The sequence below is a fragment of the Flavobacterium sp. IMCC34852 genome, from assembly GCF_030643905.1.
Lineage (GTDB): Bacteria > Bacteroidota > Bacteroidia > Flavobacteriales > Flavobacteriaceae > Flavobacterium > Flavobacterium rivulicola.
This window is the reverse complement of the sequence record NZ_CP121446.1, coordinates 1,350,190-1,364,679: the sequence shown is the minus strand read 5'-3', so window position 1 is coordinate 1,364,679 and position 14,490 is coordinate 1,350,190. Positions and strand designations below refer to the sequence as shown.

General features: G+C 35.0%; 14 protein-coding genes. All 14 read right to left on the bottom strand.

All coding sequences use genetic code 11. The annotated features are described in order from the left end of the window. Positions 1–2 precede the first annotated feature (2 nt). Genes P7V56_RS05805 through P7V56_RS05740 form a run of 14 tightly spaced genes read right to left on the bottom strand, consistent with a single transcriptional unit; the run spans position 3 to position 14,461 of the window. Complete coding sequence (locus P7V56_RS05805; RefSeq protein WP_304986255.1) at positions 3–1,205, bottom strand: hypothetical protein; 1,203 nt, start codon at positions 1,203–1,205, stop codon at positions 3–5. A gap of 27 nt (positions 1,206–1,232) precedes the next feature. Next, positions 1,233–3,053, bottom strand: coding sequence for an asparagine synthase (glutamine-hydrolyzing) (gene asnB, locus P7V56_RS05800; RefSeq protein ID WP_171222728.1), 1,821 nt, complete (start codon positions 3,051–3,053; stop codon positions 1,233–1,235). 2 nt (positions 3,054–3,055) lie between these two features. Continuing rightward, positions 3,056–3,970, bottom strand: a complete 915-nt coding sequence (locus P7V56_RS05795; protein WP_171222727.1) for a GNAT family N-acetyltransferase — start codon at positions 3,968–3,970, stop codon at positions 3,056–3,058. Beyond that, positions 3,963–5,075 carry a glycosyltransferase gene (locus P7V56_RS05790; RefSeq protein WP_205959385.1) on the bottom strand — a complete coding sequence of 371 codons (1,113 nt, stop codon included), beginning with the start codon at positions 5,073–5,075 and terminating at the stop codon, positions 3,963–3,965. The genes P7V56_RS05795 and P7V56_RS05790 overlap by 8 nt, the downstream gene beginning before the upstream one ends. A gap of 11 nt (positions 5,076–5,086) precedes the next feature. Beyond that, the gene (locus tag P7V56_RS05785) at positions 5,087–6,172 is read right to left on the bottom strand and encodes a glycosyltransferase (protein ID WP_171222726.1); all 1,086 of its coding nucleotides are present in this window, start codon (positions 6,170–6,172) and stop codon (positions 5,087–5,089) included. Positions 6,173–6,191: 19 nt separating this feature from the next. Further along, the gene (locus tag P7V56_RS05780) at positions 6,192–6,725 is read right to left on the bottom strand and encodes a serine O-acetyltransferase (RefSeq protein WP_171222725.1); all 534 of its coding nucleotides are present in this window, start codon (positions 6,723–6,725) and stop codon (positions 6,192–6,194) included. An 11-nt stretch (positions 6,726–6,736) separates the two neighbouring features. Then, on the bottom strand, positions 6,737–7,894 hold the full coding sequence (locus P7V56_RS05775; RefSeq protein WP_171222724.1) for a glycosyltransferase family 4 protein: 1,158 nt from the start codon (positions 7,892–7,894) through the stop codon (positions 6,737–6,739). Further along, positions 7,894–8,760 (bottom strand): sulfotransferase family protein, encoded by an 867-nt coding sequence (locus P7V56_RS05770; protein ID WP_171222723.1) that lies wholly within the window; start codon positions 8,758–8,760, stop codon positions 7,894–7,896. The genes P7V56_RS05775 and P7V56_RS05770 overlap by 1 nt, the downstream gene beginning before the upstream one ends. Continuing rightward, positions 8,757–9,533 (bottom strand): polysaccharide deacetylase family protein, encoded by a 777-nt coding sequence (locus P7V56_RS05765; protein WP_171222722.1) that lies wholly within the window; start codon positions 9,531–9,533, stop codon positions 8,757–8,759. Before P7V56_RS05765 ends, P7V56_RS05770 begins: the two co-directional genes overlap by 4 nt. 3 nt (positions 9,534–9,536) lie before the next feature. Then, entirely contained in the window at positions 9,537–10,406 is an 870-nt protein-coding gene (locus P7V56_RS05760) for a sulfotransferase domain-containing protein (RefSeq protein WP_171222721.1), read from the bottom strand. A 2-nt stretch (positions 10,407–10,408) separates the two neighbouring features. Next, entirely contained in the window at positions 10,409–11,224 is an 816-nt protein-coding gene (locus P7V56_RS05755) for a sulfotransferase domain-containing protein (RefSeq protein ID WP_171222720.1), read from the bottom strand. Further along, positions 11,224–11,742, bottom strand: a complete 519-nt coding sequence (locus P7V56_RS05750; protein WP_171222719.1) for an acyltransferase — start codon at positions 11,740–11,742, stop codon at positions 11,224–11,226. The genes P7V56_RS05755 and P7V56_RS05750 overlap by 1 nt, the downstream gene beginning before the upstream one ends. Positions 11,743–11,755: 13 nt before the next feature. Then, entirely contained in the window at positions 11,756–13,165 is a 1,410-nt protein-coding gene (locus tag P7V56_RS05745) for an oligosaccharide flippase family protein (protein ID WP_171222718.1), read from the bottom strand. Between the two features lie 39 nt (positions 13,166–13,204). Next, on the bottom strand, positions 13,205–14,461 hold the full coding sequence (locus tag P7V56_RS05740; RefSeq protein ID WP_171222717.1) for a sulfate adenylyltransferase subunit 1: 1,257 nt from the start codon (positions 14,459–14,461) through the stop codon (positions 13,205–13,207). Between the last annotated feature and the right edge of the window lie 29 nt (positions 14,462–14,490).

Below are 14,490 nucleotides of genomic sequence, written 5' to 3'. Positions count from 1 at the left end.
AATTATGCCACTACTGTTGTTTCTTGTTTATCGAAAGGCAAAGGTTCTTTTATATGATCTTGTTGTTTTTGCTTGAGATATCTTTTACGCGCCTTTTCATAGGCTAAAAAATAATAAATAACAAAGAAAGCAAAGTACATCACTTGGGCTTTTTGTCTCATAATAATCCCGAGATTAGACATGATAAAGGTCATGGCAAAGGAAGTTAATACAAAAATCATAGCACTCATTTTAACTACTGATGGTGCCTTCTTGATAAACCTGACGAATGATTTATTACAAATTTTTAAAAACAAGAGTAAATATAAAAGATTCTCAAGCGAACTAAAAATTCCCATTGAACTTGGTACATCAATGAATAATGGTCTAAACCAAAAAGTAAAAAGCTTTACCGGTAAAGAATATTTTGACATATCCAAACCCGATCCTGCTTTTTCGGAAAGACCTTCAGAGCGTGCATAAGCAAATTCATTAAAATCATTAACCAAATCATCTGATTGTTCTAAATTAGCCACTGACAAAATAGAACTCCAAGCCAAATAAATAAAGAGCATTCCTGAAAAAATCAAAAATACCTTAGTTCCTTTTGTCAGTTTTTTATCACTCCCGAAAAAGATGCCAAACAAGACTCCTATGATGATAAAAAACATCACATGCGATCGAATAGAGAAAATAAAAAATGATCCTAATGCCAAGGCTATCAATCTCTTTTTGGGAAATTGAACGGCATATATAAACATCATAATTCCCATAAATATCATTGAGCCTTTCCCAATTGAAGCTGACCAAAAATGCATATTGGGGAGGAACAATAATAATTTTAATAAATCATATTTGCCAAATACAATTATCTTCTCTTTGATGTTTTCGGCAAAAAATAAATACGCGTAAACGAAGCCTACAAATCCAAACCAAGAAAACAATAACATCAGCATCTCGTAATTAAAGTCAAGATACTTCAAAAACGGATACTCCACAAAAAATACACCCCAGTTGGTCATGGGAATAGTTTCAACCCAATTGATATCTGACTGACTCAATGTACTGTAATAATGCTTAGAATCTGATGGATTATAAACAGCATAGACATAGTAAACTATAGCAAATAAAAGGTGATAGAGGAAAATTTTCCTAATTAATCTAATCGAAACAAAAGGATGCCTGATCGCTATTCTTTTATAAAAGATTTCATTTATAAAAAACAATAAAACCAATAAAACAACTAGACCCATTTATCTTTTTATTAAATTTTTATGCCAAATTTCAAGATTCAACAGTACCAACAATCCTTTATATCGCTTAACATCATTGATTTTTCCCTCTTGCAGATAAAAATCCTTAATGTATTTTTGGTCTATAAAGTTAGCATAATATGGATTATTGCTGTGTAAATAATCCGAATACATTTCTTTTAACTGATTGTTCAATAAATCTTTTACTGAAACTTCGAATCCTTTTTTAGGCAATTTATACACACTACCGTCTATATATTTTTTATTCAGTTCTCTCAACAAGTACTTAGACGTAAATCCTTTTACTTTTAAATTTTGGTCTAAAGAAGCGCTCCATTCCATCAAATTTGTATCTAAAAAAGGAGATCTTCCTTCAATACTGCTTTGCATGGTGGCAATGTCCATTTTTTTGAATAATATTTTAGGTAAGATACCATAAAAATCCGTCAACATAGTTTTTTCAAGCAATGAAAAAGATGTTCCAAACATTGACTTGTGCGAAAAATAGTGACCATCTTCAAGTTTGTTAAAACCAGGCGCGTCAAAAAACAAGTCTGTTGAAGCGCTGAAATATTGTTCATCACCTTCATACTTAAAAAAATCAGACAATCGATTTAATTTAGACAAGGTACCGTTTTTGTCATCTGTTGCGGGTAATAGCCTAAGTATATTCCTTCCTAAACCGCTAAAAAGTTTTATTTTTTCATAATTTTTATAGAGGACATAACGTCGGTAACCTCCAAAAATTTCATCGCCTCCATCGCCATTTAAAATAACCCTGACGTGTTCAGAGGCGGCTTTGGCAACATAATAAGACGGAATTATACTTTCATCTATTATAGGTTCTCCATAAGAAGTCACTATCTTTTCATAATCATTTGCGAGAGAATCGTAATCAATGGTTAGCTCATGGTGACTGGTTTTTAACTGCTTGGCAATCAAAGACGCTACTTCCGATTCATCAAAACCACCTTTCATTTTTACGGTAAAAGTCTTCAAATTAGGGTTGGTTTTAACCGCAAAAGCACAAACCAAGCTACTATCAATTCCGCCACTCAAAAAGGCGCCAACTTCAAAATCACTCGACAATATTCTTTTTTCTACTGCTTTGGCAAACAAGTCATCCAATTGCTCGAGCGCAACGTTCTTATCTTTTATTTTTTGGGATAAAAAATAGTCCTCAAATTTCCAATACTGAGAACGGCTTATTTTATGGGTTTCGACATTGTAGGTATAATAATGTGCCGGTAAAACTTCGAAAATATCATTATATATGGTGTTTTCTCCACTTACAAATCCTTTTTGAAGATACCATTTCAGGTGTTGATGGTTGATGTCGGATGCCGATTTATAAACCAACAAAGCATTGATTTCACTGGCAAATGAAAATCCGTTATTAGGGGAAAAATAAAGTGGTTTTTTACCCGAACGATCTCTGACCAAATAAATATTTTTTTCTTGCTTGTCATACAAGGCAAAAGCAAACATACCATCCAACTGCTCAAAAGCAGCGGTGCCCATTTTGGCATACAAGGCAATAATTACTTCTGTATCAGACGCGGTATTTAAGGAAAGTTGGTGTTGTTTAGCCAGTGCTTTATAATTATAAATTTCTCCGTTAAATACCAATATTACATTTTCAGTTTCAAAAGGTTGGTTTCCTCCAGCCACATCAATGATGCTTAATCTTGCATGAAAAAAAGTGAGGGAGTTAAACTCTTTAAAATACTGACCATCCGGTCCACGATGTTTAAGTGAAGAGCTTATCCTGTTTTTCTTTTCGGCATCTAAAGTACCTATACAACCAAATATTCCACACATAATTAAAAAAGTTCTAGTTCCCCAATGTTCCAATCAATGGCATTAAAAGATATAGCGGCATCGGTTTCTTTGACTTTTCTGTAAGTAACCATTGGTGCTTTGCTTTTTAGCTTTAAGCTAAGCAGAAACTTGTTCTGACTGATAAAGGTAATAAATCCGGGCGGGAACAAAAAAAGCAGTCGAATCAAAACAAAAACAGGCATCGTTTCACAACTACTGTTTTTATATATGATATCACATATTCTGAATTCCTTCAAAAACTTGACTTTTTTTTGTCGGTAAATAATCAAATAATTGTCAATTTCTACCAGTCCATATTGTTGTAAAGCAATATCTTGGTAACGCCATTTGTAATAATCGGCATCTTTACAAACCGATAGTTTTTCGTCTTTATTAACCAAGATATTAGAAAAATCATGTTGTAATAATTGGGTCTGATGTTTTTTAAAATTGCCTCCCCAAAAAGCAAATGTCGGCATAACTTGTATCAAAGGTTTTCCCCATACCTTCCAACCCATTTTTAAATAGCCCGGTTTAGATTGTGTATTGGGCGTATTGAAGATAAAGGCTTTTTCCTCTATTTGTTGCAAATCTTCAATTAAAGTCAGCGTCAATTTTTTAAAAATTCCTTTGCCCTGATAATCCGGATGAGTGGCAGTATCAACAGGTCTGTAGGCTTTATAAATTCCATCTTTACTGTGAAATTTAAAACACATAAAAGCCCTGATTCCAATAAGTTTATCCTTATCCCAAGCCAAAATCACAGGGGATATTCCTCCCGGATTTTGATTATGCTTCCAATTCCAAAAACCTACAGTTGGCGCACCACCTTCAGTGCCCAAACAAAGCTCAAAGAGGGCAACAATTTGGTCAACATCTTCCGGTTTAGCCCATTGGTAAACAAAGTTATTATCCATGATTCAGCACTTCTGTATAAATCGATTCTAATTGGTTTACCATTCTTTGTATGCTGTAATGATTTTCAACAGTAGCTCTGGCATTCTTTTTCATCGTTTCAAAGTTAGCACTTTCATTAATGCTCTTTTGCACTAATGCAAACAAAATATCCTCTGGTTCCTGAGAGGTTAACAAAACGCCATTTTGAGTGTTTTTTACAACATTTGGTATTCCTCCTACTTCGGTACAAAAAGGAACAATTTCCATACTCATAGCTTCTAATAAGGCTACCGGAAGTCCTTCAAAGTCACTGGTAATCAGAAAAATATCCATATAACACATGAAATCAACCGGACTTTCCTGAAGACCGGCTAAAAGTACATTTTGCAACTGATATTGTGCTGTCAAACCTTTAATCATTTCCATCTCGGGACCATCACCTACCATCAAAAATTTAAACGGCAGTTTCTTTTGTTGGGCCAAATGAGCGACTTCAATAAAAATATCGAGTCTTTTTTGCTTTCTGAAAACAGCCACAGTACCAATTACCTTGTCATTTGCCACAAATTGTTCTACATGTTCTAACTTTTCAAACTTCTTTTTCTTTGAAAAAAAGGAAGTATTAACCCCATTAGGCACATATACAATATCATGAAAAAGGTTGTGCTTTTCTAAAGCCACTTTAGCATCCTCAGATACTGCTAAAACTTTGGTTTGCCACTGGTAAGTGAGCTTGCTCAACAAACGGGTTAAAAAGTGATACTTGTCAAAATTATTATGCTCTGTATACAACACTTTAATCCCTGATATCCTGCCTACAATCCTAGCCAACACACCTGCCCAAGGTAAATGAGCATGTATAATCTGTATTTTATGCTCTTTACAATACGCATTAACTTTAGCAAATTGGAACAACAATGAAAGGTTGTTTTTAGCTGAAAAACAAGTTACTTTTCCACCACTTTTTTCGATGGCATCAACCATTTGATTTTTCCAAGGCAAAAAATAGATGTAATGAAATTCAAACTTTGAGACATCATGAACTTTCAAAGTCTCAGGCAAAAGCATTTCAGCGCCGCCGCGACCCAATGATTTGATGATATGTAGTATTTTAATTTTTTCCAAAATAATGACTTTTAGTGCAGCTGTTTTAAATTAAAATAAACCGATTCAAACTGCTTAGCAATGGTAACATTACTGTATTTGTCATTCACTAAATCGAAAGCGTTTTTTAAAAGAACTTCCTTATTTTCGGTTAGTGCTTGATGCATTGCGGTTACAAATATAGCTTCCTCGTTTTTAGGAACTAAAAATCCTGTTATTAAATTTTGAACAACTTCTGAAATGCCGCCTACATTATAAGCCACAACGGGAACTTTACAGTGCATGGCTTCCAAAATTACGCCCGGTAATCCTTCAATAATGCTGGGCAAAACCAACAAATCAGCCTTAGCAATATAATCCATAGGATTGGCTACCCAACCGTAAAATGTGACTTTGTCTAGCAAATTCATGTCGGTTGCTAATTGTACTATCTCGTTTTTCTTTGGACCTTCGCCCAATAAATGAAGATGAGCATCCGGATATTTAGTCAAAAACTGTTTAAAAATAGACAACAATCCCTCATGATTTTTCTCAAAGCTAAAACCACCAACGTGAATGATATGATGTTTGGCATGATTTCCTCCTTTCCAATTGGTTTCATGCACCGTATTGATTTCGATACCCACCGGAAGAACTATAGTTTTGGAAGTCGTTTCCGGGAAAAGTGAATTGAGGTCTTTCTTAGAATTTTCCGAAACAGAGACAACCATCGCGGCATTTTGGTACAACTTTTTATTAATCCATTTGGTCAACGGATTTTTGATATAAAGACTCACCATACTGGCATTTCGTGCAATAATGGGTTGTTCCCAACGGAATATTTTTTGAGACAAAACCGCAAACTTCAACGTATCACCGGCATTACACTGTATGATATCGGGCTGGTGTTTTTGTATTAATTGGTTTAGTGCATTCCAACCTTGATAATCCGTCCACCGCTTAGCAATAGGACGATTCAAACTGATTTGCTCTCCCGAAAAAGGCAATTCACTTTGCCCTGGAAATAAAGAAATTAAATACACTTTATGCCCTAATTGCTCTAAATGCGTAGACAATTGCGCGGCAAACATTTCGGCGCCACGAAGTTGGGATTTTTGTATGAGTTGGAAGATGACCAAAGGGATTTATATTTATCTGTTAAATGAGATTTTTGAGATAACCGGCACTAGTATTATAATTAATAATTACTGCTGGATTTCCTGCAACAACAGCATTATCGGGTATATCAAAATTAACATAACTAAGCGGAGCGATTAAAACATCATTCCCGATTTTTATATTTCCGACAACTACGGCATTGGCACCAATCCAAACTCTGTCACCTATTGTTGGAGTTCCTTTAAGCTTTCCTCTACTAACGTTACCGAGGGTCACACCTTGGGAAACATTACAATTTTCACCCACAACTACATGCTGATTAATAACTATACCTCCATAATGATTAAGTAAAAACCCTTTACCTATTTTGGTGTAAATAGGAATTTGAAGATTATACTTTTGTTTCAAATTCTTGAACCAAACTCTAAAAAAATACAACAAAGGATTGAATCTGGATAGTTTTTGATTGAGTCGAAACAGTACACTAAATCGCAAAATCGGATTGGTAAAAAACAATAAAAAAAAGTTTTTATTTCCATGACGTTTGCAATCTGCTTGTATAATTTTCCACATATATATTAGAATTAGTTAGTTGATACAATCATTTTCTCGTAAGTGGCCAACATTTGACAATTTACATTTTCCAACTGAAATTTTTCTTTAAAATGTGCCAAACTTGCTTTACCCATAGTTGCTCTTAAAGCTTCATTTTGTATAAGGGTTAGTAATTTTTGGGCCAAATCTGCTGCGTCACCAAGCTCATACAACAAAGCATTACTGTCAGCATCAACAACTTCCTCAAACACTTTGATATTGCTGCAAACTATGGGCAATCCTGCAGCCTGCGCTTCAATGAGTGAACCACCCAAACCTTCATATTTGGAAGGGAAAACAAATATATCCGAAGCGGCCAAAATTTGGTTCACATCATGACGATGTCCTAAAAAAACTATGTTTGTTTTTAATTGTTCTTGGGCTAAAAAAGTTTCAATTTCTTTGGTATTATTTCCATCTCGACCACAAAAAACAAATCTACAATGCAATGCCTGCAGTTGATTGTCAACGCTTTTGATGGCTTGCAGCAATTCCAAATGTCCTTTTTGAAATTCTTGACGACCCACATGCGTTATGATAATATCGGTTGGAGAAAATTTAAGTTCCTCAAGCAAAGCTTTTCTAACTTCGGCTTTGCTGTTTAAAAAAACATTCTCTTTTCGGCCTCTATAAATCACACCAATCTTAGCAAGAGGAATACCCAACTGTTGGTGGTAATGTTCACGTACTTCATTAGTAATGGCGATAAATTTGTCTGTACCTTTGATTTGGGTGATGCGGTCTAAGAACTTATAAAAATGCAATCCCCATTTATTGACTTTAGGATCAGAAAACCGAACCGCATCATAGGTACAATTTACTAAGCTTTCTATATGAAAAAAGGATGTTTTTAGTTTGGCCAATCTGGTTCTCAAAGAAGCCCTGAATAAAACAGAATGGACAATATCGGGTTGGTATTCTTTTATAATTCGGTTGATACTGTTGACTTGTTGCCAAAAATTTTGTTTATCAATAAAACTCACGTCAAAACCCGCTTCTATGATTTCTTTTTCTATCCCTTTTTGGCGGTGTTCTAAAACGACAATCTTAACCGTTACGTTTTGGTCTCGCAAATAATACCAAAGTTCCGAGTTGGATTTTTCGGCACCACCGGTTCCCAGACTGTCTTGTATGAATAAAACTTTCATTACACGGATGGAGTTTCAGAATAATATGAATAGTGTTTTAGTCCATTTTCAGCAAAGTTATTGATGGTTTTCCATTCTTCTTCACTTAATCGGGCAAAACTCTTGTGGTTTTGGTTAGTGACCTTCATCTTGTTGCCATGCACTTCAAATTCGCCTTGCAATAATGAGTTGTCAAAAGGTTTTATCCCTAAAAAGGTACTGATTTTAGCTCCGGTTCCTTGCAAATCGGCAGTTAAATCTTCATAATTGATTTCGAGAAAATTTTTGATTTGTGGTTTTTGAACGTCAACAACTTCCAAACTCCTTTGCCATTGTTTGGCAGGAAAGTCAATGGGATAATGGGTACCCAACTCGGCTTGTCTTTCTTCCATGACCACTGCTTTACGAGCAATCCCTTCGGCTACGGCGTAACCGTTTCTAACGATGTAAATAAAATAACTGTTGGGGAAATGCTCCTGAAAAAAGGCCATTCGCGTAGCATTGGCAATCGATTTTTCGACCACTATTTTGGGGTTACGCTTTACAAAATGTGACCAATGTTTTTTGATGATACGGCTGGCCTTTGTTGCCTTACTTGGGTCAATGTGCATTTGGGTTTCACATTCGCACCACATCCGTCGCCAACCAAAATCTTCAGGTCTTGGCAATTGGTTGGTGAGCATTACACCTTCATCAGGCAATACAGCCAATTGCGGATGCTTTTCGAATATTTCCGCCAACAATGTTGTCCCCGAATTATAACAGCCTACGATAAAAACCCATTTCTCAGGTTGTAATTCTTTGCCGAAAAAAGAAAACAAGCCACTGACTACAGCTGATTTTTTAAATCTGGAAAAAACCTTTTGTTTGAAAGTCAAATAATTCATTTTCTTAGTAAGTGATGAAGGGTTTTGGTCAACGGCACTATTTTAGAATGCCAACCGGATAAAATTAACTTAAATTTCCAAATAGGCGTATCATGATTGACACTTAATCGGGAAATGCGCAACGGATTAATCTTTCCTTTATTGATTTTATGGTCGAATAAAAAGGCTTGTGTAATGCCTTCTTCTTGTAGCACTTTTTCGGTCAACTCGTTATAATTCCCATTAGGATAAGCAAAAAGCGAATAACCATCGAGTTGATTTTGCTCAAAAAAAACTTTGGTTCGGCGTAATTCCTCTCTAATTTCATCTTCACTGCATTGGTCAAACATCGGATGGGTAAAACTGTGATTGGCTATGATAATGCCATTGTTTTGCATTTCCTGTAATTGGGCAACAGTGAGTTGGGTTTGCCTTAAAAGTGGTTTATCACCGGATGTTCTGAGCGATTCTAAATAGGCAACTCTTTCGGAATTAGGAATAGATTTAAGGGTTTTGATTTTTTGACTTCCGGCAGTTTTGCCTAAATAATAATACACTTCATTCCACCAAAAAGGATCGTTTGTGCCAATTAAAGAAGGAATAATAAATAATATCGTTTGAATTTTATATTTCAAAATCAACGGATAAGCTGTAGTATAAAAACTCAAATCACCATCATCTGTGGTCAATAGCACCTTCTTTTGCCGACTTAACAATTGTAATTGCTTCTCGAAATTGGATACGTTTCCAAACTCGTGATAAGTAACAATGGTATGAGGTATAGCCAATTTCATCTTTTATAGATTTGGAAAATGGAGTTGGTCATATTTTTTTATAAAATGGTCTAGCTCATTTTGTTGTTCTAGAGTTAGCTTATTTTCGTTATTAACAACAAACTTTGATTTTTCAATTCTTTGCAAGACTTTCTTTATCAATTTTGTCTTTTTGAAATTAAAATATTGAACTTTCAAATAGTTTTTCAAGTGACTTTCCGGAAAAGATTCTAACAAACCCGACAACAAAATCCTATTCAATGCCAAATGGGTTTTTACTTGGGTGCCTTTTTTAGAACTGGTGTTTTCTTTTACGTCATTTGACACTTCAAACAAAGGAATTGCTAACGCTTTACAAATAAAAGCGACATATTGATTGTTGTCTTGAATTTCCTCATATTTGATAGCACTTGTTTTTGAAAAACGGTCGCTGACAGCTTTTAACAAAAAGTCGTAATCAAATTTTTCGAGAAAATACTGTTTATTTTGTGCGTAATAATCACTCATCGATTTGGTACAAAACCCTCTGCTAACCACTCTGAAATTGTACAAAGAATTAAAATATCCTTTAGGACTGCGCAATACAATGATGATTTTAGCCTGAGGAAAAAGCTGTTTCAGATTATCTAAAATACAAATCAATTGTTGCTTGCTGAATTTTTCAATAGCACCCGAAAAAAACTCATTACTAATGATTAAATCCTTTTGCCCATCCCAACCTTGTAAAATTTCCGACTTGTATTTTTCTAATTCTTGAACGGATAAATTAGCCTGGGTTAAAATCCTCCATGGTGGTAATTGAACATAATGGAAGTCTTTTAGACTTGGGAAAATGTTGTACTGCAAATAGGTGGTTCCTGTTTTGTGCAATCCGATATGTAGGTGTACGTTCATCTTTATTGCTGATTTTTGACAACACTCCAAAATTTCCATGCCTTTTCATTGACGCCAAACTTTTGGATAAAAGTGGCTGTGTCCTTTTCTAATTCCTGAAAAATAAAACGAAGTTCTTCTTGAGAAAGTTCCGGTTTACTGACTTTTATATTCACAAGACGCCAAAATAAAAAGTAAATTTTAGAAATAATTCCATTTCCGAAACGCGAATGCACTGCGTCAAAATACTTGATCAAGTACCTGTTTTCGGAGACATTTTGCGCTGCAACATTGTCGACACTAAAATCAATTCCAAGAAAATTGGCTATTTTAGTATTGAATGCCGGCAAGTTTGTTTTTAAATCTTCAAACTGCAAAACCAAAACATTTTTCTCTCCAAAAAGTTCAATGTAAGGTGCTATTTGGAGTCCGTAATTACTTGTTTTAATGTAATTATCATCGTTTTGTAAAGTCGATTTAATTTGTTTAGTGGTTAGTCTTCCCCTGAGTAAATCGTGATAAATATTGGAAACAATCCGTTCTAAAGGATCGCGAACAAGGTAGATTATTTTGGCATTGGCATCATAATCGTAAATTTTTTGGGCACAGTCGGGAAACAAATGTGTTTTAGAATAGCTTGGAGAAACATCCATTAAAAACTTGGTGGTCTCGAGAGGCTCAAATTGATTTTTGTACCAATCTATCCCTTTGGCTATTCTTTTGGTAAAAAAGCTGGTCTCTTTAAATTTTGAAAGGCAAACTTCAGGATTATTTTTAAACATTTGGTACAAAGAGGAAGTACCACATTTCATTCCACCTATGACAAAGACTTTTTCCATTACAGTTTTGGGTTATTTTTTTTAAGGGGTTTTCCGCCACTGCCTCCATATTGTTGTTTTGCTTCTAAATCATCATAGTGTTCTTTATTGCGATATTTGAGTATTGTGGCCGGATTACCGCCAACAATAGCCAAATCGGGTACATTTTTGGTCACAGTTGCTCCCATGCCAATGATAACACCATCTCCAATAGTTACACCGGGAACGATATTAACGTTCATGCCAATCCAGACGTTTTTACCTATTATCACTTTCTTTTTTAATGTAGTATTGTCATAAGGTAAAACTGACCCTTCTGAATTGTGATTTACGGAATATATGGTAACATTTCTACTCATGTGGCAATTGTCTCCAATATGTATTTCCCCTTCAGTTTTAAAATAAGCATTATCTCCAAGATGTACATTATTTCCCAAAAATAATTTTGCTTTGTTGGAGATAAATATTTTTCCTTTTATATCACATCCTTGCCCACTCGATCCCAACTTTCTCAAAATAAAAATTGCATTGTAAGCCATCCGACCTCTCTTTTTAAGGCTTTTTATTTTTTGATTTAAGAATTGAAATAATTTCATAATAAATTGGTTTGGTAAAAAATAAAAACACAAATCCTATTTTTACTGCAACGGCCAGATAAAAGTTAAAAGCATTACACAAATAATGATTAAATGCCATTAAAAAAGCTAATATAAATACAAATTTCAAAAGCAGAAATTTATTCGCTTTTAAAAATTCAAGTAATGTATAACCCGGAATAACTTTACTGACTTTGTGGTGCAACTGAAGGTATTGAAATACCAATCCCAAGGAGTAACCTAAAGTAATTCCGATTAAGCCAAAACTTGAGAGAGCCAACATTAATAGCACTGTGACTATCAGATAAAAAGAAGAAAAATAAAACGTATTTTTTATGTAGCCTTGAGCTCTGAGATATTGTAAAGTAATTTTATAATTCAACCGAAACAACAATCCCAGAGTTAAAATTTGAAGGAGAATTTCCGTAGCTTTCCATTGATCACCCAGCAATATCAATACTATTTCAGAAGAACAACTCAGCACAATTAGCAAGGATGGAAAAATAAACAAATTGAGTAAGTATTCTACCCTAATTATTTTTTTGAGGTGAAGGCTTTTGTCATCCTCCATTCGGGCAAAATCAGCAAAAATGATATTGTCTAAATATTGAGAATATAAATTTTGCAGTGTGCTCATGATGCTGTAGGAACGATTGTATACCCCTAATGCACTTGCTCCCAATACTTTCCCGATGATTATTCCATCGGCTTGATTTCCCATCATGCCAACTATTCGGCTGGCGGTATTCCATTTGCCAAAATGAATTAAATCATTCCAGGCAGTTTTATCAAACTTAAAGAAATACTTTTCTTTTTTGACTGCATAAAAAAGTAATGATTCTACAAAAACTTGGGCTACCATGGGATAAATCAACGCATAATAATTGGGTTGAAAATAATACACTATAAAAACGCCCGGAACATAAACACAACTAAAACTGAACAGTTCTATCAAACTGATTTTTTTAACCTTCAAATCGCGTAAGAGTATATTTCTGGAAATAGCGGAAAGCGCAATAAAAATGGGTAACCAAAAGATGTTTTTGAGAATATCACTGAGTTGATTGATATTGAAAAAACCAGCTATGGCATCACTGCCTAAATACAAGACGCCGGCAAAAAACAAAGCAAAAATGACATAGGAAAAAAAAACAGTATTGAAATGATTTTGATTGACCTCCTTTTGCTTAATCAAACTGGCACCTAAACCGGTGTTAGGAATTTCCATAAACAAAACAATTAGGATATTAAAGGCATGAAAGATTCCAAAATCCTCAGGCAATAAATGCCTTGAAGTCCACATCAAAAGGAATATCCTGCAAAATATTATTGCTATTTTGGAGGAAGAATACCAAATTCCGTTCATTGTTTTTAGAAATGTGTTGGCTAGTATAGCCTATTATCATTAAACCAGCATTCCGGCCGCTACGGTTTCATTGGTGGCATCATCAATTAAAATAATACTTCCGGTAATTCTGTTTTCTCGGTAAGAATCGGTCATTAATCGCTGGTTACAACGGATGGTAACACGAGCAATATCATTCATTTTTAATTCTTTGTCGGTTTCAATGCGATGATAGGAATTGATGTCAATTTTATAAACCACATTTTTGATGATGGCTTTTTGCTCATTGGATGTATGCATAATGGTGTACTTGGCATTTGGACGGGCCGAACCATTGTTGAACCAACAAATCATAGCGTCAAATTCTTGAAGCATTTCGGGCTGGTTATTGGTTTTTACAATCATGTCACCTCTACTCACATCAATATCATCTTCTAAAGTCATAGAGACAGACATTGGTGCAAAAGCTTCTTCAACCTCTTTTTCACCGGCATTAATCGATTTAATTTTGGAAACAAATCCAGAAGGTAAAACAGTGACCGAATCTCCTATTCTGTAGATGCCACCGGCAATTCTTCCGGCATAGCCTCGGTAATCTATAAATCCTTCGCGCTGTGGCCTTAAAACGGTTTGTACCGGAAAACGAGCGTCAATTTTATTGATATCACTACTAATGTGAAGGGTTTCTAACAAATGTAATAAAGGGGAATCTTGGTACCAATCCATATGAGCAGAACGGTTAACCACATTGTCACCATCTAGCGCACTGATAGGAATAAAACGAATGTCTTTGATATTTAGTTTAGACGAGAACTCTTCAAACTGATTGACAATAGTATTAAAAACGGTTTCGGAATACTCTACCAAGTCCATTTTGTTTACACACACTATAATGTGCGGAATTTGCAATAAGGAAGCAATAAAAGCATGTCTTTTGGTTTGCTCAATAACTCCGTGACGGGCATCAATTAAAACAATAGCCGCGTTAGCTGTAGAAGCTCCGGTTACCATGTTACGAGTGTATTGAATATGTCCCGGTGTATCGGCTATAATGAACTTTCGTTTAGGCGTTGTAAAATAACGATAAGCCACATCAATGGTAATCCCTTGTTCTCTCTCGTCTCGGAGGCCATCGGTAAATAAAGCCAAATCTACTCCGGCATGGCCTTTTCGCTTACTGGTAGTTTCAATGGCTTCCAGTTGGTCTTCAAAAATAGATTTTGAATCGTACAATAGTCTTCCTATTAAGGTGCTTTTTCCATCGTCAACACTACCGGCTGTAGTAAAGCGCAATAATTGGTTGTTATCTATAATCATGGTGTTCTGAAAATTAATGGGTACTGAAT